Genomic DNA, 23,031 nt, shown 5'->3' with positions numbered 1-23,031 from the left:
AAAGCATACGCTTAGAGCTTAATGTTTCATTCTTGGATCCAATGCGTCTCTGAGCCCGTCTCCAAATACGTTAAATCCGATAACTAATGTCGAGATGGCAAGTCCCGGAAATAAAGCCAGATAAGGTACTGTGAATAAAAAGTCGCGTCCGTTGCTCAGCATGGCACCCCACTCAGGCAAAGGCGGTTGAGCGCCAAGTCCTAAGAAGGACAACCCTGCGGCAGAGAGAATGGCTGTTGCGAGCCTTAGTGTGGCTTGAACGATAATCGGGGACAGGATGTTCGGGAAAATGTGCACGAATATAATCCGTAGATCGCTGGCTCCCAAAGAGCGAATCGCGTCGATGTATTCCAACTTTTTGACCGATAAGGTCGAACCGCGGACGATCCGAGCGAACATCGGAATGGAAAATACGCCAATGGCAATCATCACGTTGATTAAACTGGGACCTAAGGCGCTTACGATGGCGAGTGCGAGCAGTATGCCCGGAAAAGCAAGCAGTACGTCGATTACACGCATAATGATCGTATCCACCCATTTCCCGTAATAACCGGCAAACAACCCGAGAACGATCCCGAAGAAAGCTCCGATAAATACGGCGACAAATCCTACAGAAAGTGAGAGGCGTGTCCCGATGATTAACCGGCTTAACACGTCGCGACCCTTATCGTCCGTCCCCATCCAATGTTCAGCTGAGGGAGGTTTTAGTTTGTTCGCTAATTCAATATGATAGGGATCGTGTGGTGCCAGAAGCGGAGCAAAGATCGCGACAAGGATGTAGAAAAGAATAACGTACCCGCCCACCATCGCTAATTTGTTTCTCCGTAGCTTTGAATAAAATGTTCTCCACTTGCCTGGACGATCCGAGAGAACCTGTCTTGGTAGCGCTTGCTTTTGTTCAGCATAATCAACATTCATCTAGCAAACCTCCTTTGTTAAGTTAAAGTTATCAGAAAAAAGGGCGAAGTAAATAAGCTTTGGGCAACTCGTAAAGATACCTTAAATAGAAGTAAAGATTGTGAAAATAAAACACAGAATATTCTTTATAATTGAGGGAGTACGAGCAAATCACACCGAATTTTTGGAAAAGGAAGGAAGGGTGAGCAATTCGTGAGTTCATCTTATTGGTTAACCAATGTTCGTCTGGAGAGCAGCTACTTGTATGAAAATGGCGTGATCTCCGGAACAGAGACTGAAATCTGTCATCTACGTATAGAGGGCGGTGTCATTAGTGAAATCGTTACAGCTGATAAACCGCTAGAAACGGATCTTCCGAAGCAAGACGGAAAGAACCTGCTTTTGCTGCCATCATTTATTGAGAAACATGTTCATTTGGATAAGACGTTGATTGGAGAAACGTGGCGGGCAGTCATTCCCGTAGCCAATATCGTGGAACGCTGCGAATTGGAAAAAAGGATACTCCCGACACTGCCGACTTCGACCAAGGAGAGAGCAGAAAACTTGCTGGCTACGCTATTAAGTGCAGGTTCGACTGAGGTGCGGACGCATGTGGATATTTATCCTGACGCAGGGCTGCATAACTTGGAAGCTGTCCAGATGGCGTTAGACCAATATGAAGGGAAGCTCTCTTACGAGATTGTAGCTTTCCCGCAGCATGGATTGCTGCGATCCAAGTCCAAAGAGCTGGTTAGAGCAGCCCTTCGTGAAGGCGCTACGCTGATCGGCGGCGTTGATCCCGCAACGGTAGACGGGGATATCGAAGCATCTTTACAACAGATGATGGAGCTGGCCGTTGAGGCTAATGCGGGCGTCGATTTACATCTGCATGATCCGGATTATTTGGGGACTTTTACAATGAGACGCTTGGCAGCGCTTACGATGGAAGCGGGCTTGCAAGGAAGAGTGGCGATCAGCCACGCGTTCGGTCTGGGCGAAGTGCCCGCCGGAGAGGCGGCAGAATTGTCCGCCATTTTAGCTGAGGCAGGCATTACCATCATTACAAGCGCGCCCCACAGCAGAACGCTGCCGCCAGTTCCGCTTTTGCATGAGAAAGGGGTGGCTGTTGCTGCGGGCTGCGATAATATCTTTGATACTTGGCAGCCTTTCGGTAACGGGGACATCCTGGAACGAGCAGGCCGTTTAGCGGAACGCTTCCGCTGGATTGACGAGTACTCCTTGTCACAATCGCTTGGTTTCATTACGGGAGGTAAGACAACGCTGGATAGAGATGGCAACCGCGCATGGCCAATGGTTGGCGATGAAGCGAGCGTGGTGCTTGTGGAAGCGAGCTCATCTGCGGAGGCAGTCGCGAGACGAGCTGAACGCAAGGCTGTCTTCTATCGAGGGAGATTGGTGGCGGGAGGACTTGGGCGATGATCGATTTATTACTCGTTCATGGCGTCGTGATTACCATGGATCAAGAACGGCGCATCCTCGAGAATGGAGCTGTCGCGATCCACGATGGGAGAATTCTGGAAGTTGCAGACACCGAGCAATTGCTGGCGAAGTATGAGGCGAAGAAAACGATAGATTGCAATCATCACTGCGTGTTGCCTGGCTTGATTGACGTTCATGGTCACGGCGGTCACTCTATGTTCAAAACGATCGCCATGGACAACATCAGTTTCTGGATGCCGATCATGACGCATACGTATAAGCACTTTGTAACGGATGAGTTTTGGTATTACGAAGGTAAGCTGAATGCGCTTGAACGCTTAAAGGCAGGGATCACGACAGGCGCCTGTGTGCTTGGCTCCATGCCTCGTTCCGATGATCCTATCTTTGCGCTAAATCATGCCAAAGCTTACTCCGAAGTTGGCATACGAGAAATTGTCTGCACGGGTCCTTGCAATCCGCCATGGCCGCATTCGTTCAGCCGCTGGGTGGATGGGAAACGGGTAACCAGAGAAGTGACTTACGAAGAGGTGCTGCATGGTGCCGAGTCGGTAATTGAAGCGCTCCATCATGCACATGACGACCACATTCGTGCTTTTATCACACCTTTCGTTATCGTTACTTCCGTAAATCCTTCAGCCCCGACTCCGCCGGACCAATTGTACGGCTTAACCGATCATGATCGTTATCAAGCGAAAAAGATTCGCGAGATCGCCCGAAAATACAACACGCGGATTCATTCGGACGCTTTTGGAGGCATGATTCATCTGGCGATTCAAGATAAAGAAAACGCTCTGCTTGGGCCAGATGTGCATTTGCAGCATTGCCGTGGCATTTCGTTTGACGAAGCGCGAATTTTGGCTGAAACAGGAACCAATGTTAGCTCTGCTCCAGGGTTTGGACAAGTCAATGCGCGGACGCCAATAACGGAACTGATGGAAATGGGCGCAACTGTGGCGATTTCCACGGACGGTACCTCCCCGGCGGCTAGTTTTGATATGTTTCAAGCGATGCGCAAGACGCAGATGATCCATCAGGCAGCGCTCAAGGATTATTACTATTTGCCGGCCGGCAAGCTGCTGGAGATGGTCACGATCGATGCAGCCCGCTGTGTAGGTTGGGATGATGAACTAGGCTCGTTGGAAGCGGGCAAAAAAGCGGATGTGATTACGGTCAACATGCGCCAGCCACATTTGACGCCAGAATATATGTATGTGCACCGGTTGGTCCATCAGGCAGTGGCGAGCGACGTAGACAACGTTATTGTGAATGGGAAAATCGTGATGGAAGACCGCAAAGTGCTCACGGTTGACGAGCTTACGGCGCTGGATGAAGCGAATGAAGAAGCAAAGCGGACGATTGATCGTGCCGGGCTGCAGAAGTATATGGAACCGACCAAATATTTCTGGGGTCATGCCAGGGCTTATGTGGATGAGAAACGTTTTGATCCTGAGTTGCTGTAAGAGATTGCAAATTTGGCAGGGAGAAAGGGTGTAACCAACATGAGTATGACATCGACTTATTGGCTAACTAACGTCTGTTTGGAGAGTGGCTATCGCTATGAGAATGGAAGAATCGCTGGAACGGAGACGGAGATCTGCCATCTCCTCATTGAGAATGGGAAGATTACACAAATTGTTTCTGCAGACACAACTTTAGACAGCGATCTGCCTAAGCAGGATGCTAAGAACCTGCTTCTGCTTCCGGCGTTCCGCGATATGCATATTCACATCGATAAAACGTATTACGGAGGGCCATGGAAAGCTTGCTCACCGCCGGTGAATATTTTTACTCGTTTAAAGGAAGAAGAGACACTGCTTACTCAGCTGCTGCCGACGGCCAGGGAGCGGGCGGAAGCGATGCTTGGGCTGTTGCAGAAGAACGGCACGACCCATGTCCGAAGCCATTGCAACATTGATCCCTATATCGGCTTGAAAAATCTTGAAGCTACTCTGCAAGCTTTTGAAACTTATTCAGGCAAGCTGTCTGGCGAAATCGTAGCTTTCCCGCAGCACGGGCTGCTGCGCAGCAACGTTGTAGAAATGGCCCGGGAGGCGCTGCGAATGGGAGTGACGTCCATGGGTGGCGTAGATCCGGCCACAGTCGATCAGAACATCGAGAAATCATTGAACACGATTATGGAGCTAGCTGTAGAGGCTGATGCTGACGTTGATGTCCACATTCATGATCCCGGTCACTTAGGGATATTCACCTTCAAAAGACTTGCTGCACTAACCGAGGAAGCGGGTTGGCAAGGGCGAGTAACCGTCAGCCACGCCCTGGGTCTGGCAGATGTTCCGGTAGAGTTGCAGAGCGAAGTGGCTGAGTTGTTTGCTCAGCTGGGCATTGCGATCACCTCCACCGTGCCGATTAACCGGGCGACGATACCGATTCCGCTTCTGAAGCAAAAAGGAGTATCCGTCTCACTAGGTGACGATAGCATCACCGATCACTGGTCCCCATTCGGCCAAGGAGACAGTTTGGAAAGAGTCGGCCGTCTGGCGGAGCGATTCCGCTGGAGTGACGAGCGCTCGCTTTCGGAGGCACTTGGCTTTATTACAGGCGGCAAGCTTCCGCTTTCCGCGGAAGGCGTGCGCGTCTGGCCGGCAGTTGGCGATGAAGCAAGCGCGGTGCTCGTTCATGCCAGTTGTTCGGCAGAAGCGGTAGCGCGAAGAGCCGAGCGTCAAGCGGTGCTGTATCGCGGGACTGTCGTTTCCGGTTCCTTGTAGCGAGATAGGCATAGTTTTCTCCTGTCCGGGAGGGGGCTATGCCTTTTTTTAACAGAATTTCTATGTCTGTAGGGGAACTACAGGGCGCTATTTTGCCGCAAACAGCTCTGCGAGCGAGGTAGGGGGAACTAGGGTCCGCTATTTCGCCATTTTGACAGATATTTAGACAATGGAGGTTGAATAAGAGCCTGTAGTTCCCCTCCAACCCACGAAATTCCACTTTTCGCTTAAATAAGGGAATATATGTTCCATTAGCATGGGCGGGGCGGGTATCCCAGTTTGGGATAAGCGGATGTAGCATGACTATTCATCCACCCTTATGCCTATGCAGGAGGTTTACAAGCAAAAGTTCCGGTTGGAATTTCCACGGCGGTCTTTCTCAGTATAAGTTTTATACTTTTGCTTCGCATCTACCTTGACAAACGCGCTCGTCCTAAAAGGATGACGAAGTCGGTTATCCTTATTTGTTCAATGAAAAGTAGTAAAGATTATATAAATACAAGTAAAGATTGTGAAAATAAAAAATCTGAAAATTATTTATTATCTAAATATGAAGATAATTCATTCATAAAGGGGACTTTGTATGAACCGAAAAATTGTTAGCGCTTTCTTAATTTTAACTTTAGCACTGGCTGGTTGTACTTCCGCTAAAGAAGTGAGTGACGGCAACAAAGAAACAACCCCGACAGCACAGAAGAACACCGGCACGCTAGTCGTTGCGCGATTGAGCGATGCGAACAACCTTGATCCGCATTTCAGCACACAGATCAACTCTATGGCCGTGATTCAGCATAAGATTTATGAAGGTCTCGTTCAATTGGATAAGAACAGTGAGTACAAGCCTTTACTTGCCACCGAATGGAAACAATTAAATGATCTTACATGGGAATTTAAACTCCGCAAAGGCGCGGCTTTCCATGACGGAACGCCATTCAACGCAGAAGCGGTTCGCAAAACAATTGCACGCGTATTGGATAAGAAGGAACCTACGCCGAAAGCGAATCTTTTTTCGATGATCAAAGAAGTTAAAGCGGTGGACGAATACACGGTTCAGTTCATTCTTGAGTATCCGTTTGCACCGCTTCTTTCTATTTTGGCAAGTGCGGAAGGCAGTATACTGAGTCCTAAGGCCATTGAACAGTATGGAAAAGAATTAACGAAACATCCTACAGGCACAGGGCCGTTCCGATTCGAATCGTGGACCCCCGGTCAAGAAATTGTCATGGTGAAAAATGAAAATTATTGGGGAGATCAACCAAAGTTTAATAAAGTCATTTTTAAAACAGTTCCTGAGGATACGACTCGCGTTGCCATGATTGAAACCGGAGAAGCACAGGTTGCCGAGCAGCTGCCGGTTACCGAAATCGAACGCGTCAAATCTTCCGCAACGATGACTCTTGGCCGATTTGATGCCTTTGCCGTGGATCACATTGGCTTCAATACGAGTAAAAAGCCGTTTGACGATGTCCGTGTACGCCAGGCTGTTGCTTACGCGATAGATAAAGAAGCGATCATTAAGGGGGTATATAACAACGTCGGCAAAGTAGCCAATTCGAGTCTGGGTCCAAAAGTTATCGGATATAGTCCAAATATAAAAGGATTTGCCTATGATTTGAACAAAGCGAAGCAATTGCTCGCAGAAGCCGGTTATCCGAACGGATTAAAGGCTACCGTATATTTGAACGATAATAAAGCCCGTATTAATGTGGCGGAAGTTCTTCAATCGCAGTTAAAAGGGATTGGAATCGATCTCCAAGTGAAAGTCATGGAGTTTGGGGCTTACATCGATGCAGCTTCCAAGGCGCAGACGGAAATGTTCATCAGTGGCTGGGGGAATGCGACAGGCGATGCGGATTACAACCAGTACAACTTGTTCCACAGCAGTTCTCATGGTGTTCCCGGTAACCACTCTTTTTATGCCAACAAAGAAGTAGATCAGCTTATCGAAAGTGGACGTAAAGAAGCGGACCCCGAAAAACGCAAACAAATTTATGAAAAAGCGCAGGCCATCGAAATCAATGATGTAGCGTTGCTGCCTTACCGCAGCTCGGAGAATTTGGCTGCCATCGCCAAAAATGTGCAAGGTGTATGGATTAGCCCTTCAGGGTACATTGAAATTAATGATATAACAATGAAATAATGAATGGTTAGCATAACGAAAGTAGTAAAGATATTGTAAATAAACGTAAAGAATGTGCAAGGCTCTTTGGCTAATATTCTCTATAATGCTTATAAGCAAATAAACAGCATCATCAACATGATTGAAACAGGAGGGTTTACTATGAAAAGAAATCTTATTCTTGGCGGTTTTCTCGCAATGTCTCTTGTAGGTATGACAGTGTTAGCCGGATGCTCTTCTTCACCAGGTTCGACTGCAGATAACGGGAAAGCTTCGGAAGCTTCAAAAGCAGGCGGTACACTGACCATCGCAAGAAAGGCGGATGCGAACAACCTGGATCCTCAATTTATAACCAATATTCCTTCAGCCAATTACATCTTTGGTAAGGTTTACGAAGGTCTGCTTATGACGGATAAGAACATGGAGTACAAGCCTGCTCTAGCGACAGAGTGGAAACAGGTAGATGACTTAACTTGGGAGTTCAAGCTGCGCAAAGGTGTGACCTTCCACGATGGAACGCCGTTCACGGCCGAAGCGGTCAAGAAGACCATGGAGCGTGCTCTGGATCCAAAAGTAAATTCGCCAAGAGCAAGTAATTTCTCCATGGTAAAAGAAGTGAAGGCTGTTGATGACTATACGGTACAATTCATTCTGTCCTATCCGTATGCCCCTATTCTGTCCATTCTTGCCAGCAATGAAGGCAGTATCCTTAGCCCGAAGGCTATTGCGGAACAAGCTGACAAGCTGTCGAAAAATCCGATTGGAACAGGTCCATTCAAATTCCAGTCCTGGACGCCAGGGCAAGAGATGATCCTTGTCAAAAATGATAGCTACTGGGGAGACATTCCGAAAGTAGATAAGGTTGTTTACAAAGTTGTACCTGAGGATACTACTCGGGTTGCCATGGTGGAATCGGGAGAGGTTCAGATCAGCGATCAATTGCCTGTAACCGAATTAAACCGCGTGCAAAATTCAACGTCCATGACACTGGCTCGCACCGAAGGGCTTGGGGTAGAATACATCGGGTTTAATGTGAAGAAAAAACCGTTTGATGATGCGCGCGTTCGTCAGGCATTCTCCTATGCCATTGAAAAGGAGTCCATTATCAAAGGTGTCTATAACGGTGTGGGCAGCAAAGCTATCTCAGCTCTTTCTCCTAAGATGATAGGCTTTGATCCTAAATTGGGTGAGTATGATTACAACATCAATAAGGCGAAGGAACTGCTTGCCGAGGCTGGCTTTCCAAATGGATTTAAAACATCTATTGTTACAGATGACAGAAAAGAACGCATCAATCTGGCGGAAGTCATTCAATCTCAGTTGAAAGGGATTGGCATCGACCTCGAAATTAAAGTGATGGAGTACGGTGCGTATCTGGATATAACCGGCAAAGGCGAACACAGCATGTTTATCGGCGGTTGGGGGAACGCGACCGGCGATGCGGATTATAATCAGTATAATGTGTTTCACAGCTCTTCCCATGGCAGCAAAGGCAACTTGGCTTTCTATACCAATCCGGAAGTGGACAAGCTAATCGAGGACGGCCGTCGTGAGAAAGATGTGGAGAAACGTAAAGCGATTTACGCTAAAGCGCAAGAAATCGAAATGAAAGAAAGCCCGTTAATTCCGATTCGAACGATTGATCACGTTGCAGCAACGGCCAAAAATGTAAAAGGATTTTCGCTAAATCCGATTGGTTATCTGATGCTAAACGATGTTACTGTAAAGTAAAAGCGGAGAGACTTTGAGCTACACTCAAAGATCCCTACAGCGGAGAGACTTTGAGCTACACTCAAAGATCCCTACAGCGGAGAGACTTTGAGCTATGCTCAAAGATCCCTATAGCGGAGAGACTTTGAGCTACACTCAAAGATCCCTATAGCGGAGAGACTTTGAGCTACACTCAAAGATCCCTATAGCGGAGAGACTTTGAGCTACACTCAAAGATCCCTATATTAGGTGGGTACAATGGAAGCACAAAAACGCCGGTTCTACGGCAGCTTAAGCACATTTCAATGGTTTATTTTCCTGCTTGCCAATTCTCTCGCACTACCGATCGTGATCGGCGGCATTTTTCACTTGTCGATAGAGGAAGTATCGGCGTTGATGCAGAGAACATTCTTGGTCGTTGGCTTGAGCTCCTTCCTCCAAGGATGGTTGGGGCACCGGTATCCGATTGCGGATGGCCCTGCAGGTTCATGGGTCAGTGTGTTTGTGATTCTAGCTGATGTAGCTGTCAGACAGGGTCAGAGCCTGAAGGGAACGCTGCAAATTTTGGAGGGGGGATTCCTTATTGCAGGCCTGCTTCTCCTCCTTCTTGGCTTGAGCGGGTATTTCCATCGGTTGCTCTTTCTGTTCACCCCTTTGGTTACCGGTTCCTTTCTTTTGATCTTAGCGCTTCAACTTAGCGGTGTTTTCATGAAAGGAATGATGGCTTTACATGGGGAAGCCTCCCTTCCCGATTATGGAACCGCAGCGATATCGTTTGGAGTCTTTATACTCGTAATTCTTCTATCTGTCAGAGGCAAAGGATGGATCAAAAATTATGCGGTGTTGATCGGAATCTTATCCGGGTGGCTGCTGTATACCTTGTTGGGTAAAAGCTCGGGTGTGCATAGCGCGAACGGATCTTGGGTCAAGCTGCCGGAAATTTTTGCTTGGGGCATTCCGCAATTTAATGCCGGAATTGTGATCACAGCGATTCTGTTTACTTTTATTTTAGTCTCCAATACGATTGCTGCGGTTTCGGCCGTCAGCCAAGTCATGCCGGAAACTCCGGGGAGTTTGAAAGAAACGCTGAACCGCGGTGGGGTAGCCGGTGGAATTTCTCATATGTTATGTGCTTTGTTCTCAACGGTCGGTGTCGTTCCGTTACCGGTTTCCGCGGGTTTTATTCGACTAACCGAACAGACCCGAGTTCGTCCGTTCCTTGTAGCTTGTCTGGCTTTATCAGGTATTTCATTAGTTCCGTTTCTTGTTAACTTTTTGGCATTACTTCCTGGACCAATCGCCACTGCTGCCTTACTGGCATCTTTTGTCCAAATGATTGGAATCGCTTTTCAATCTATTCTGAGGGAAACACTGGATCAACGCCGACTGACTATTTTGGGCATCACATTGCTGATTGGCATTGGACTTATGTTTCTACCCTCGACAGTATTCCAAGGACTTCCGTCTATTTTGCAATATGTATTCAGCAATGGACTGCTTGTAGGCACGATGATCGTGATTCTGCTTGAACAACTTTGGAAGACGAAGAATGAGGGAGCAAATTGCGCTTAAGCACTATTTATCAATAAAATTGTCGCTATCTAGCCTTAATGCTGGAGATGCGGCAATTTTTTTGCGTTGAGACCGACCTGAGTATTTGGTTGAGCGCAAGGGCGGCACACTGTCAAAATCGCCCTGCTCAATTCGTTGCTGTCTTTATCCCTAGCTTTATCAGTTGTTATTAAAATTGTATAATGTGTATGTTTTGCTCTAATGATAAGGTTCTCAAAAATTACATATTCGGGCCGGCTAGCCTAACGGGAACACGCCAGGACATTTAGAAACCGTCATGCTCGGGAACTTGGGAAACAAGGGTCTTTGACAGCACAAAAACGACATATTTACTAGAAAGACCGTAAAGATTAAGCTTCAGTTTGTAAGCGCTAGCAGCTTGTTTCACGACGGGACAGCGATGCCTCGCAGGAAATCATGTTGCAAGCGTGATCATAATAGCGAAAAAGAGCCGGATCGTTAGGACTTTCGCAAATTGTGACGGATATAATAGAAACAATAAGGGAGGACAGGCAATTGTCGAACAGAAAAATGAAAGTCGTGGCTTCAGCACTCGCCGTAATGATGACAATAACCGTACTAAGCGGCTGTGTGAGTAAAAAAGAAAACGGGAACGCTGCAGGCAGCAGCGGAAGTTCGAAGGAAAGTTCCTTGAACAAGGAAGGTTTCCCGATTGTAAATAAGCCCCTAACCTTATCCATCATGGCTCCGGATATGGGGATTCAGAATTGGAAGGATATGCCGGTCATGCAGGAGATGGAGAAGCTCACGGGCATTAAGATCGAATACCGGAATGCTCCCCGGGACAGCTTCGATACGAAGAAAAATCTCGTCTTCGCCAGCGGCGACTACCCGGACATTTTCTTTGCATCTAAGCTTACGCAAGCTGAAGAACAGAACTACGGCAGTCAAGGCATCCTGATTCCTTTGGAGAAGCTGATCGATGAATACGCACCGAACATCAAGAAAGTGCTGGCCGATAAACCGGATATTCGCAAGTCGATCACGGCGCCAGACGGACATATTTATTCTCTGCCTCGCATCGAACCTTATCAGCCGTGGTACCGCAATCCGATGTGGTACAACGGCAAGATGCTGAAGGAGCTCAATGTGACGAAACTGCCGGAGACGACGGATGAGTTGTACGACCTGCTGAAGCGTGCCAGAGACGAAGACCCGAACAAGAACGGCAAGAAGGATGAGATTCCGTTGTCGTCTTCCTCAGGCATCAAGCTGAGAGATATCCGCACGTGGATTCTTGGCGCATTCGGAGCGTATGAGGAAGAATTGTATGTGGACGATAAAGATAAGGTTCACTACACACCTGCTGAAGAGGCATATAAAGGCTACGTGACTTACTTGAATAAGCTCTGGGCTGACAACCTTCTGGATCACGAATCCTTCTCGCAGACGGATGACCAGAAGAAGGCCAAGATTAAAAACGATCAGGTGCTCCTGTTCTCCGATTGGCATGCCTATATGTCGCATGGCGGGAAGCCTAACACTGAGGACTTGATGTTCAGCCCGATCCGTAGCGACAAGCTAAGTGCTCCGGTCATAGCTAGAAACAAAGGCTTCTCGACAGGCACTTTCGCGATCTCCAAGTCCAATCGTTCTCCGGAAGCGTCGATCCGCTGGGTAGATTACATGTACTCGACAGAAGGCGAAATGTTGTTTAACAAGGGGCCTGAGGGCATTCTGTGGAAATATACGGACAGCTCCAAATCCCAAATTGAGTATCTGCCTGTACCGAATGGAGAAGACCGGGAAACGTACCGCTCCAAGATTACACCTAACTTCGGTATAGCTTCTCCTATGGTTGTACCGGATGAGCCTGTGAAGGACGAGTTCGCGAAATGGGTAGAAAACGAGTCCAAGACCAAGCTTCTGGACCGTGGCGCGCGCGTACCATTCCCGGCGTTGTTCTTGACCGATGCGGAATCAGCCGAAGTGGCGGCATTACGTTCCGATCTCACTACGTATGTCGCACAGATGGAAGCAAAGTTTATCACCGGACAGGAATCACTGGACGGATGGGATAAATATGTGCAAACCCTGAAGAAAATGGGCTCTGACCGTTTCCAAGAGATTTACCAAAAAGCCTACGATCGCTGGAAAAACAGCTAAGGTATGCTTGAACATTTGAGGAAGTAAGCGAAATAGAAGCGGGTGTAAAGGTGAATTTGGCCTTTACACCCGCTTTTTTGGTGCGCATAAGTATTTCTATGTTTGCAGGGGAACTACAGGGCGCTGTTTTGCCAAAAAGATTCCTTTGCGTGAGGGAGAGGGAACTAGGGTCTGCTATTTCGCCATTTTGATAGATATTTGGACGATGCAGGTTGAATAAGAGCCTGTAGTTCCCCTCCAACCCACGAAATCCAACTTTTCGCTCAAATAAGGGAATGTAGTTCTCTCGCCCGATTGCCAGTGACTGATCGCCTGCCAAGCTGGGGGCGCGATTATCGAGTAAGGCTGCAGCGCCTTGAGTTGGGCGTTGAGCGGCCTCAGTGGGAAACCTATGGCACATCCAGGCACAAATCCAAAAAGCCCCCTGCCGCCGGTCAAGGCTTGCAGGGAGCTTGGTTTGGATGATGAGTTCAATGATCAGACTAAGTCGGGCACCTCGTGATTAGACGAGTCCCTCGTCCATAGCTTTGCAGATCAGGGCCGCAAACAGACTGTTGGACCAGGCGAACCAAGGTCTCGAGAAGTTGGAAGGGTCGTCCGGATGGAACCCTTCGTGCATGAAGCCGGTATCCGCATCCGTAGCGATCAGCGTCTGGATCAACTCTTTGATCTCGTCGACATTGTTGGACGTCAGCGCTTGCACGGACAAGGCCATATGCCAAACATATCTGCCCGGCGTATGCGGGCTGCCGATGCCTTTGGCGTATTTGCCCTCGAAATAATACGGATTATCGAAGCTAAGTGCGAACTGTCGCGTATTCTGGTAGATCGGATCGTCGATGCCGGTGTAGCCGATGTAAGGGATCGTGATCAAGCCTGGCGTGCCGGCATCGTCCATCAGGCAGTAGTTACCATAGCCGTCCGTTTCGTAGGCGTAAATTTTCCCGTATTTCGGATGGTCGACGATGCCGAAGGTTTGGATGCCGAAGTCGATCTCCTTGCGCAGCTTCTCGGCGCGTGCAGCCAGGCGCACATCGTTGTAAATATCCGTTGCGATCTCGATGATGTGGCCAAGGATGACGACGGCAAACATGTTGCCCGGAATGTTGTACCCGTACAGGTTGGCGTCGTCGCTCGGACGGAAGCCGGACCAGGTCATGCCGGTGTAGTTGGACCGAAGACCGCGCCCGTTGTTTTGCAGCGTTTCCGTATGCTGCTTTGTTTGGCGCGTAAAGTGATACAGTGACTTCTGGTCATGATGCTGCTCGGTAATCAGCACGTTCACGATGGAGGTCAGCGCCTGGTAGACGGAAGGGGTGAAGACATCGGTGATCCCGGTTTCCTTCCAGTAAGCATACAGAAGCTGTACCGGGAAGCAGAGAGAGTCAAGTTCATACTTTCGCTCCCACATCCACGGGTTCAGATCGCAATCGTCCGTGTCACGGTAGTGCTTGTCGCTTGCGGTTTCATTAAAGGCATTGGTGTAAGGGTCGATATTGATATAGAACATCTGACGCGCGATCAGACCGCCCAAGATGCGCTGCAGGTCCTTGTCATGCTTGGCGAACGGGATGTAATGGCGAACCTGCTCAGTGGAATCGCGCAGCCACATGGCCGGAATATCGCCGGTAAATACGAACGTGGTGCCGTCGTCGAGCAGCTTGGTTGTCGTTTCCAGCGTGTTCGGGAAGCAGTTTCTGAACAGCTTCTGCAGCTTCGGGTTGTGTGCGAGCTTTTGTTCGGCTTGGTTCAGAAACTCGGTAATGGATATCGGTAAATTCATAATAGTTATATTCCTCCTATGGCATTAGATTTAGGACTGATTGGACTGATTGGACTGATTGGGCTGATTGGGCTGAAGGGCGTAGGTAATAATCTCACACTTGCCTGCCATGGAACGGATCAGCCCGTCCGCGAGATCGACTGGATTGTGCCTGCGTTCCAGAATGTCGCTCCGGTAAGCCGAAGCGACCGGGAAGGAAGGATTCAACGTCACCTGCTCAGCCTCGTGAGCGAGATTGTACATGCGGACGATAATGTCGTCATGGTCCAAGGACATCTTGAAGGCAGATAGAGCATGGGATGGGCCGCTCCAAGTCAGCGCTTGATAAGCAGCTGGCAGCGAGCCCTGCTGCTGACCCGGCGTAAGCGTGTGGAACCATGGCGACTGGAATTGATACGCTGCGGCGAAGGCGCCGGATTGAATCGCAGTGCCTGCGTGCGGATAGATCGCGAACTCGACCGAGTGATCGCCCAGACATTGAGCTTCCGGCGTCGGGAATACGCCCCAGTCTCCCAGCTCGGACACACTGCGGAGCAGAGTGACGGCGATCGTGTTCTTGCCGTCGCGCAGGACTTCGTATTCGTTCAGCCCTTTATTGGCGACCGTTAGTCCGAGCGTGTCATCCGATACGCTGACGAAGGCTTGCTGATGCTGCGCGTTGCTCGGGTTGATCCACTCCTTGGCTGGCATCGTATCACGCTCGGCAGCCTCGAAGATCGAGTCGGCTAGATGTGTCGACGCGGTCAGTCCCGTAGGGAACAACACCCGGAGGCGGTGGTCCTTGGCCTGGTTATTATAGAACACGGACACTTGCACGCCTTTGCCGGACTGTTCCAGGCTAATGCGGGTGGTCAACTCAAACGATACCAGGTCGTTTGACCGCGAAGCGGTACGCTTGCGGAATGGAACCATTTTCCGCTTCTCTTCCTCGAACAGCTCTGAAGCAGAGGCAGGAATGAACCAGGCATGCTTGATCTCATACGTAGCGCGATAAGGATCGGACTCGACCAGCTTCACTTGAGCCTTGAGGTCTTTGGTCGTCAATCCGATATCCCCGTCGGGCTGCCGGAAGACGTATTCGTTGCCCAGATCGCCGCAATCCTCATACACGCCCAAACCTTCGTAGGTATGGCCTGTCGCCTTGTCGAGAATATCATAGGTGCCGTCTGCATGGATGTGGACCGCGATATGCGAGTTGGCCATGCCGGACTCCGTTATGACAAGCGGGCTGTGCGGGGGCTCGACTTGCGCAGATGGCTCGCTTATCCAAGCCCACGTTTTGAAGCCAAGCGCTGGAACCTGCTGTGCCTCGAAGGTCAGCGCGATCTTGCGTGCCATGTAAGGCTGCCGGAACTTGTCCTTCGGCAATTCGTAGCCGAAGTGCACGCCAAGATCCTCCGCCTTGACTGCGATGGCTCGCCCTGTGTCGTCCAGAAGCACGCCTTTGTCCAGGTTCAAAGGAGCCTGGGCCAGCCGCTCCGCGATTGCCGGCGGATTCGGTCCCTCTTTGAAGTAGGATTTGGCGGCGATCAGCTCAATACGGACAGTGCCCGTACGCTCCCAGCCGGTCATGTTATAGATTGTGACGGGCAAACTGCCTTCCGGCCAGGAAATTACGCCTGCTGTGTTGATTTGTCCGGCGATAGCCTGCAGGCTTTCGTCGACAATCGTCTCGGCCAAGTGCCGACTCTTGTCGAAGCGCGTGACCATCTCGCGGTGAACCTCGTCTACACTGCAGCCGCAGATGCTGTCATGCGGGTGGTTCTGCATTAGCGTCTTCCAAGCATGGGTGAGAAGCTGATGCGGGTAGGCTTTACCGCTTGCCAGATGGGCCAGCGCAGCCAGCGGTTCCGCGCCTTTTTCCAGCAGCGTCTGTCCGAGCTGGTTCAACTGTTTGAGATAGACGCGGTATTAACCAGCGTGCCCCAGCCGTCCGTATGCTGGCTGCGCAATTCGCCCTGAATGGTCACCATGTTATCAGGCAGCTGCTTCTTGAGCGCGTCTATATATTGCTCGAAGCTGGAGTGTATGAACTCCACATCCGGGTACAGGGATCGGGCGGTATCGATAGCGTCGCCCAGATCGCGCTGGATCGGCTGATGATCGCAGCCGTTCATAAACAACAGCTCCGGTGTGGACGCGTATTTCTGGGCATCTCCGAGACGCTTGTCCCAGAATGCCTTCGCCGCTTCGGCCTCGACCGGAACCTCGTTCCCATTGCTGTACCAGTTGGCGAACAAGATCCCGACCACCGTGGAGTCGTCTGGAGCCGACCAGTACATCTCCGAGTATGGTGATTCATAGCCGGAGCCGTTCGTATCGATGACGACATTGTCGAAGCCAGTAGGCTTTACGCCGCGTCCGAACACTGCCGTATCGATATCCGCCTGCTTTAACAGCTGGGGCGCTTGCCCCATGTTGCCGAAGGAGTCAGGGAAGTATCCCAGCTTGGAGATGACGCCGTACTTGGCGGCGTCCTGATGCCCGATCAACAGATTGCGGACATTCGCTTCCGAGCTGGTCAGGAATTCATCCTGCAGGACATACCAAGGTCCGATAATGATACGGCCTCCCTTGATGTAGGCTTCCAGCTGCTCTCTTTTTTCAGGATGAACCTGCAGATAGTCCTCGATAATAATCGTTTGTCCGTCCAGATGGAAATAACGGTACCGAGGGTCTTGCTCCAGCACGTCCAGCAGATCGTTCATCAGTTCTGTCAGCAGGTAGTGATGGCGCTCATACGGCATGTACCATTCTCGATCCCAGTGACTGTGGGAGATCAGATGAGCCGCTTTCCTTGTCATAGAATAAAAGCCTCCTTTGTAATAAAGAAAGAGTAAGCTGCCCCAGGCTTGCCGGGTTACCCGTGATAAGAGCGCAGCTATCCCTGCTTTCGGATTGGTTTCGCGTTCAAACGCATCAGGGCATAAGGCCCGGATTCACAGGCCCAGCCTTACAACTTCGTAGACAGATTCACACATCTTGCTGCGGTTGACAATATGTATAAATTGCACGCGAATAATTGCACGAAAAAACGACATAGCGCCGCCGGAAAAATAACAATTCGACCAACCGTGACAATTCGGTCGATCCGTCAGCCGGTAGGGAGTGGATGTGGATATTTCCTTGACGATCAACGTGCCGATAATCTGGAGAATGACAATGCAGATTTGACATATTTACGGAAGCCCCAGGTTTTCTCTACACTTTAGAAGACGATTGTAAGCGTTAGCAGCAACCAAAAAAGCAGAGAAAGGAGAGGATGGAGGAAATGAAAACAATGAGTGGGCAGACAGCAAGAAGCACGAGGGCATCAAGCAGTGGTGCACTTCGATCGAGAATGATGAAAAACTGGGAGCTGTACGTATTTATCGCCCCAGCCTTTTTGTATTTCCTGATCTTCCAATACGGACCGATGTACGGGATTCAAATTGCCTTCAAAAATTTCACGCCGTCCAAGGGCATCTTGGGGAGTGACTGGGTAGGGTTCGCACATTTTGAACGCTTTTTTCATTCCTACTATTTCTGGGATTTATTGTGGAATACACTCAGCCTAAGCCTTTATGAGCTTGCGATCGGCTTTCCGCTTCCCATTATATTGGCTCTTGCTTTTAATGAAGTGCGGAATGGTTCCTTCAAGAAAAGCGTGCAAACGATTACGTATGCACCGCACTTTATTTCTGTAGTCGTTATGGCGGGGATGGTCATTACCTTCTTGTCTCCGTCGACAGGGATCATCGTGAAGCTGATAGAGCTGTTCGGTATCCAGTCACCGGCCTTCTTGACGGACCCGAGCTGGTTCAAAACCGTGTACGTCTTTTCCGGCGTCTGGCAGAACACAGGCTGGGGTACAATTATTTATCTGGCGGCACTGTCAGGCGTAGATCCGCAGCTGCATGAGGCGGCCATTGTCGATGGAGCGAGCCGTTTCAAGCGAGTGATTCATATTAATCTTCCGACGATCGTGCCGACGATTACTATTTTATTGATTCTGAACGTGGGCAATATTCTGGGCGTGGGTTATGAAAAAGTATTGCTTCTGCAAAACCCGCTTAACATAAATTCGTCCGACGTAATTTCTACATTTGTCTATCGAACAGGGCTTGTCAGCGCGCAATATAGCTTCTCGACAGCCGTAGGCCTGTTTAACTCGCTGGTTAACGCTGTCCTGCTAATTACCGTCAACAAGATTGCCAAGCGCACGAGCGAAACGAGCCTATGGTAGACAGAAAGAAGGGAGGAGTCATCTATGTCTATTGCCACTGCAGTGAAGGAGACTAAGAGAGACCGGATTTTTTTGATGATGAACTATGTGTTTTTATCCTTGGCTCTGATCGTGGTGTTATACCCGGTCTTGTATATTATCAGCGCCTCGATGAGTGATCCACAGTACGTAAGCTCCGGTGAGATGTGGCTGTTTCCCAAGGGACTTAATTTTAAAGGCTATGGGCTTGTGTTCGACAATATTAAGATTTGGAACGGTTATGGCAATACGATCCTGTACACCGTTATGGGTACTTTACTGAACCTCGTCGTTACGCTTCCGGCTGCCTATGCGCTCAGTCGGTCGGACTTTGTAGGTCGCAAGTTTTTCATGGGTATGTTTCTGGTCACGATGTTCTTTAACGGCGGTCTCATTCCGACCTATTTGCTGGTGAAAAACCTTGGATTGATGAACTCCATCGGAGCATTAATTTTGCCGGTAGCGGCCTCAGTTTGGAATATCATCGTAGCTCGCACGTTTTTTGAGTCCAGCATCCCCAAGGAGCTTCATGAGGCGGCATATATGGATGGCTGCACGAACTTCAAACTGTTCGGCCTTATCATTATTCCGTTATCCGCCCCGATTATTGCGGTAATGGCGCTGTTCTACGGCGTGAGCCATTGGAACAGTTATTTCCCTGCGCTGATTTACCTGAATGACGAGACCAAATACCCGCTGCAAATGGTGCTGCGTCAAATTCTCGTCCTGCAAGAGATGTCTGCCGAGACCACCGGTGCTGCGGTCAGCGGTGACATGGCTATCGCAATGAATAATAAGGCCGAGATTGCCGCACTTGTGAAGTATGTGGTCATTATCGTGTCCACCTTGCCGATCGTTGTGGTGTATCCATTCCTGCAGCGCTATTTTGTGCAAGGCGTCATGATCGGTTCGGTCAAAGGCTAGCTGCAGTATACCAACATAACCTAGGAGGCCATACACATGAAAATCACAAGACACCCCAACAACCCGATTGTCGTTCCGGGAGGCTACGAATGGCGCAAAGTGACAGTGTTCAATCCTGCTGTTATCATCGACAACGACAAGTTCTACATGATCGAGCGCACGGCGGGCTCTCTGACCCCGTGTAAAAATTTCTTGGGCTTGCTGGAGAGTGAGGATGGCGTGAACTTCACTCATGTGAAGGATGAGCCTGTACTGACGCCTGACGAGCTCGGATTCCCGTACGGAAGCGTACAGGACCCGCGTCTGGTTAAAATCGACGGCACCTTCTACATGAACTACGCGCTGCGTCCGTGTGCAATGAATTACTATCCGACCAATCGCGGCGTTCCGGAGAGATCATTCCCGTCGTATCCCGACGGTTGGGGCGAGCAGGAAGTCCATTGGCGGACGCGCTCTTCGATCGCCAAGTCGACCAATCTAATCGACTGGGAGTTTGTGGCGGACACGACTCCGCTGGAGATCAATGATCGCGACAACATTTTGTTCCCGGAGAAAATTAACGGCAAGTTCGTCATGCTGCGCCGTCCGGAGGAATATGTCGGGAAAGAATACGGCACGGAAAAGGCTGCGATGTGGATTACGTATTCGGAAGACTTGATTCACTGGGAAGAGCCGAAGCTGCTGGCCAAGGGCGAGAACCCGGCTTGGGAATCACGGAAAATCGGAGGCTCTACGCCACCAATCAAAACCGATAAGGGCTGGCTGGTGCTCTACCACGGCGTAGATGACGAGATTGTATATCGTATGGGAGCGCTGCTGCTGGATCTGGATAACCCGGAGAAGGTTATTGCCCGCACGAAGAACTTCATCATGGAGCCGGAAACCTATTATGAGAAATTCGGCTACCAAATTCCGAACGTCATCTTCCCGACGGGCAATGTTGTGAAGGACGGATTACTCTACATCTACTACGGAGTGACGGACACAGCAATCGCCTTGGCCACGGTGCCGCTGGACGAGCTGGTGGACTACATTCTTAACGAGCCTCAATAAATCTGCCATCATGCCAAAAAGCTTGAGTCCTCTTCATCGAGGATTCAAGCTTTTTTTGTGCTGGAAGCGGGTGCGGGTTATTCCGACTCCTTCTTGGGAGCGGAGTACAATTTGCGGTATTGTCCCGGCGTGTAGCCCGTTTCTTTTTTGAATTTGCGGATAAAGTTCGGAGCGTCCAGATAGCCGACCTGTTCGATGATTTCCTTCAACGGAGCGGTGGTATTTACAAGCAGCCGAATGACTTGGTCCATTCTTCTCTGCCAGATATACTGCGTAAAGTTATGGCCCACTTTCTCTTTGAAGCTGCGGCTCAGGTAGGAGATCGAGACGGAATATTTCAAAGCGACATGCTCAAGGCTGAGTGTGTAGTCGGCGAACTTCTGATCGACATAGGCGACGATATCTTCAATTAAGGAAGGCTGATCGGTTTCCGTATTGCGTTCGACCTGCTGACAAATGCTGACCGCTAGGGAGGTTGATCGGGCCTCAAGCTCCTCCAGCGTTTCGAAGACAGAGAAGCTCTGAATGCCGGCGAACACTTCGCTGACCCCCAGTTCATGAGCTGTCCGCAGCAGAGAGTTCAATAGATCGAAGCAGATGCAGCGCAGTAATGCAGCGGGTACGGCGGCCTCTTTGATCTCGGCGATCAGATCGGCAATGACCTGAGTGGCTACTGTTTCGTTGCCCTGCTTCAAGCTTTGCTCCAGCTTGAGCATTAACTTCTTCGGAATCCAGTAAGCTTCCGTCGGCGATGCGATCATATCCTGCAATTGCTCAAAGTAGGTCACCCGACCGTTAGACCCCAGAATCCGGTTGTCTATCGCCGTAGCTGCCTCGATAAACGATTGGTTGATACTGGCGAGGTCCGGATAGGGCATTCCGACACCGAGATAAGGCACAATCGGTGCTTTGTCGATGATCATGACTTTGATTGCCTCGACAACCTTCTCAATCCGCGCCCGAGCCGGCTCCTGAGTTTCCGCAGGGATGGAGACGAGCAGAGCCAGTTGGTCCTTCGTCGAAAATTCTACGCCATACACGCGGGCTTGCAGATCCGGAAACTCAAGTTCGCTTAGCATCTCTTGCAGACGCTGCCGAATATTCGAGGACTCTTCGCCTTCGAGGTTGTCGTCCCAGGCAAGGATAAGGGATATGTATAATCCTTCTCCGTGCGGGTATTCCAGCCCTGCGCTCGCTACCATGCGCTCGATTTCCGGATCATCCGGCTTGCCGTGCTTGAACAACATTAGGAGACACTGATTGCGGACGAATGGCTCCTGGGTGTCGATACGGGAGCTGTATTCATGAATCGTTTGCTTGATCCAATCCCATTCGTTCCTGGTCATGTCGTAGTTCGGGCTCTTCAGTTTGGTGAACTCGATCAAATCCTGAATCGGATGATATTGCCGCTTAGCCAATATGATGGCTACCATGATGCCGAATAAGACCGTAATAAAGAATACGAGGAGGAACAATGTCTGGATATGTACCACTTTACTAAAGAATTGATAGCTTGGAATGGCGGCTACATAATTCCAGTTGTTCTCTGTTGACTTTACCGAAACTACGGAGTGCTGGACGCCGTCGAGCTTCATACTGTGTATGCCGGGTTCCAGAGAGGATAAGGATTCCAGTACCTGCTGCGGAAGCGCGTTCCCATGGTTATTGGAGGTAAGAAGCTGTCCGTCCTGGGTGAAAATATAGCTGTTTCCGGAGAAGTTGCTGAGCATGGTATCCATCACGCCGGTTAGTTTCGTCTCATCCACCAGATAAACGACAGTGCCCGTGGGGTAGAGATCGTTCGGCTTGATCGGGAAAAGCAACGTCAGCATGGAGTCTTTTCGTGAGTTAACGTTCACATTCTCGGCCGGGCGGATCATCGGCTGTTTGATCTCGTTCAGATCGCGAAATATTTGTTCGCTGCTCCAATTACTGTATTGGTACAAATTTCCGAACGCTACATGAACATTCGTTAATCCGCGATACGAGTAAATATTTTCATCGTGATGAAAGTACAGAAACAAGTCTTCAAGGATGCTGCTGTTCGCCTTGTAATTGCCCAAGGCGTCGATCGCTTCCATCTCATAGTATGGATGATGCACCATGTAGGAGCTGAGCTGCTTATCGTAAGCGATGCGGCTCGTAATTTGCTGCAGCTCGTTCATTCGTTCGTCAATCGTTGATTTAACTTGAATCAGCTGATTGACGTTGGTCTGCTCGATCTCTCTGCGCAAGTCGTTGATTGCGTTTTCATAGATGAAAACCGTAACCCCGGTTAAGGGAACGAGGAACATCAGGATGTAGGATAATACATATTTAAGAAGCAGCTTCGATTTGAAGTTGTTCCAAGACATTCGGAAGCTGGACACGACGGACGACTGGAAGGATAATTTTGACATGAAGGCGCTCCCTCTCC

Annotated in this window: 13 protein-coding genes and 1 pseudogene; 10 read left to right on the top strand and 4 right to left on the bottom strand. The window is 49.7% G+C overall.

Annotation, left to right across the window (positions count from 1 at the left end; genetic code table 11):
- Positions 1 to 18: 18 nt before the first annotated feature.
- Positions 19 to 918, bottom strand: a complete 900-nt coding sequence (gene nikC / locus J2Z65_RS31855) for a nickel transporter permease (protein ID WP_167052685.1) — start codon at positions 916 to 918, stop codon at positions 19 to 21.
- A 192-nt stretch (positions 919 to 1,110) separates the two neighbouring features.
- On the opposite strand from nikC, the gene J2Z65_RS31850 reads away from it, so the two are divergent.
- From J2Z65_RS31850 to J2Z65_RS31820, 7 genes are all read left to right on the top strand, one after another.
- Complete coding sequence (locus J2Z65_RS31850; RefSeq protein WP_167052684.1) at positions 1,111 to 2,337, top strand: amidohydrolase; 1,227 nt, start codon at positions 1,111 to 1,113, stop codon at positions 2,335 to 2,337.
- Complete coding sequence (locus J2Z65_RS31845; RefSeq protein ID WP_167052682.1) at positions 2,334 to 3,818, top strand: amidohydrolase family protein; 1,485 nt, start codon at positions 2,334 to 2,336, stop codon at positions 3,816 to 3,818. Before J2Z65_RS31850 ends, J2Z65_RS31845 begins: the two co-directional genes overlap by 4 nt.
- Positions 3,819 to 3,857: 39 nt before the next feature.
- Positions 3,858 to 5,084, top strand: a complete 1,227-nt coding sequence (locus J2Z65_RS31840) for an amidohydrolase family protein (protein ID WP_193580760.1) — start codon at positions 3,858 to 3,860, stop codon at positions 5,082 to 5,084.
- A 583-nt stretch (positions 5,085 to 5,667) separates the two neighbouring features.
- On the top strand, positions 5,668 to 7,224 hold the full coding sequence (locus J2Z65_RS31835) for a glutathione ABC transporter substrate-binding protein (protein ID WP_167052680.1): 1,557 nt from the start codon (positions 5,668 to 5,670) through the stop codon (positions 7,222 to 7,224).
- Positions 7,225 to 7,365: 141 nt separating this feature from the next.
- Entirely contained in the window at positions 7,366 to 8,934 is a 1,569-nt protein-coding gene (locus J2Z65_RS31830; protein WP_167052678.1) for a glutathione ABC transporter substrate-binding protein, read from the top strand.
- A 237-nt stretch (positions 8,935 to 9,171) separates the two neighbouring features.
- Positions 9,172 to 10,485 carry a purine/pyrimidine permease gene (locus tag J2Z65_RS31825; RefSeq protein WP_167052676.1) on the top strand — a complete coding sequence of 438 codons (1,314 nt, stop codon included), beginning with the start codon at positions 9,172 to 9,174 and terminating at the stop codon, positions 10,483 to 10,485.
- Positions 10,486 to 11,016: 531 nt separating this feature from the next.
- Positions 11,017 to 12,612 (top strand): extracellular solute-binding protein, encoded by a 1,596-nt coding sequence (locus J2Z65_RS31820; RefSeq protein WP_167052694.1) that lies wholly within the window; start codon positions 11,017 to 11,019, stop codon positions 12,610 to 12,612.
- A gap of 502 nt (positions 12,613 to 13,114) precedes the next feature.
- On the opposite strand, the gene J2Z65_RS31815 is transcribed toward J2Z65_RS31820, so the two are convergent.
- Both J2Z65_RS31815 and J2Z65_RS31810 read right to left on the bottom strand, forming a co-directional pair.
- The gene (locus tag J2Z65_RS31815; protein ID WP_167052674.1) at positions 13,115 to 14,395 is read right to left on the bottom strand and encodes a glycoside hydrolase family 125 protein; all 1,281 of its coding nucleotides are present in this window, start codon (positions 14,393 to 14,395) and stop codon (positions 13,115 to 13,117) included.
- Positions 14,396 to 14,425: 30 nt separating this feature from the next.
- Positions 14,426 to 17,199 (bottom strand): annotated as a pseudogene (locus J2Z65_RS31810) (alpha-mannosidase).
- A gap of 476 nt (positions 17,200 to 17,675) precedes the next feature.
- Here J2Z65_RS31810 and J2Z65_RS31805 point away from each other — a divergent pair.
- Genes J2Z65_RS31805 through J2Z65_RS31795 form a run of 3 tightly spaced genes read left to right on the top strand, consistent with a single transcriptional unit; the run spans position 17,676 to position 20,615 of the window.
- Positions 17,676 to 18,620 carry an ABC transporter permease gene (locus tag J2Z65_RS31805; RefSeq protein ID WP_240159479.1) on the top strand — a complete coding sequence of 315 codons (945 nt, stop codon included), beginning with the start codon at positions 17,676 to 17,678 and terminating at the stop codon, positions 18,618 to 18,620.
- Between the two features lie 30 nt (positions 18,621 to 18,650).
- Positions 18,651 to 19,562, top strand: a complete 912-nt coding sequence (locus tag J2Z65_RS31800) for an ABC transporter permease subunit (RefSeq protein WP_167052693.1) — start codon at positions 18,651 to 18,653, stop codon at positions 19,560 to 19,562.
- A gap of 36 nt (positions 19,563 to 19,598) precedes the next feature.
- A complete protein-coding gene (locus J2Z65_RS31795; RefSeq protein ID WP_167052670.1) occupies positions 19,599 to 20,615 on the top strand; it encodes a glycoside hydrolase family 130 protein in 1,017 nt (338 codons plus the stop codon).
- A 77-nt stretch (positions 20,616 to 20,692) separates the two neighbouring features.
- Here J2Z65_RS31795 and J2Z65_RS31790 read toward each other — a convergent pair whose 3' ends face one another.
- A complete protein-coding gene (locus J2Z65_RS31790) occupies positions 20,693 to 23,014 on the bottom strand; it encodes a helix-turn-helix domain-containing protein (protein WP_167052668.1) in 2,322 nt (773 codons plus the stop codon).
- Between the last annotated feature and the right edge of the window lie 17 nt (positions 23,015 to 23,031).

It is taken from the genome of Paenibacillus aceris (genome assembly GCF_017874035.1).
In the GTDB taxonomy this organism is placed as follows: Bacteria; Bacillota; Bacilli; order Paenibacillales; family NBRC-103111; genus Paenibacillus_E; species Paenibacillus_E aceris.
Note: the sequence above shows the minus strand (reverse complement) of the source record. Positions and strands in the feature narration are given on the sequence as shown.